The sequence below is a fragment of the Poseidonibacter sp. genome (assembly GCF_041821165.1).
Taxonomy (GTDB): domain Bacteria; phylum Campylobacterota; class Campylobacteria; order Campylobacterales; family Arcobacteraceae; genus Poseidonibacter.
In genome coordinates this window covers 1-546 of record NZ_JBGUES010000288.1, presented here as the reverse complement: position 1 = coordinate 546, position 546 = coordinate 1, and the positions used below count along the sequence as shown (strand labels likewise).

General features: G+C 26.6%; 1 protein-coding gene and 1 pseudogene. One reads left to right on the top strand and one right to left on the bottom strand.

Going from position 1 to position 546, the window contains the following annotated elements:
• A pseudogene (locus ACERKK_RS13210) lies at positions 1–213 on the bottom strand (porin); the annotation flags it as partial.
• Between the two features lie 137 nt (positions 214–350).
• Between ACERKK_RS13210 and ACERKK_RS13205 the strand changes: the two are divergent.
• Positions 351–546 (top strand): hypothetical protein (locus ACERKK_RS13205; protein ID WP_373773537.1); only part of this gene is annotated, 196 nt, incomplete at its 3' end.

Here is a 546-nt window from a genome sequence, read left to right as displayed (position 1 = left end):
ACTTAATCCATAATAGTTACCTGTTAAATAATTTAAGTAACCTCCATTGTTAAATATAGATGATGTTCCAGTATCAGACTGTCTTTCTTGAAAATAGTATGACCTTACCTCTCCTGATATTTTCCCATTTTTAAATGCATCATCAATACTATCTGCGAAAAGAGTAGATGATATTACAGTTAACAATGAAAGTGTAATTATTTTTCTTTGCATTATTTCTCCTTATATATTAAACAATTTATAATAACGAAGTAGAATGTAGTAAAAATGTAGAATAAATAATCAGTTACTCTACACATTCTTTCCTTATTAGATCAATATAATTCGTAAATTAAAATAAGGAATTAAAAATGAAAGCCGTACAAAAAATATTATTGGGATTAGGATTATTTATAGGTAGTGCATATGCGCAAGATGTCTCAAATGTAATTCATAGTCCAGGTTATATCAAAGACTATAGTGTAAATATAAAATCTGATGAGCATTTAAAACAAGGTATTAATCAAATAACTATAAAATTTACACACGATGGGCATACTCATAATG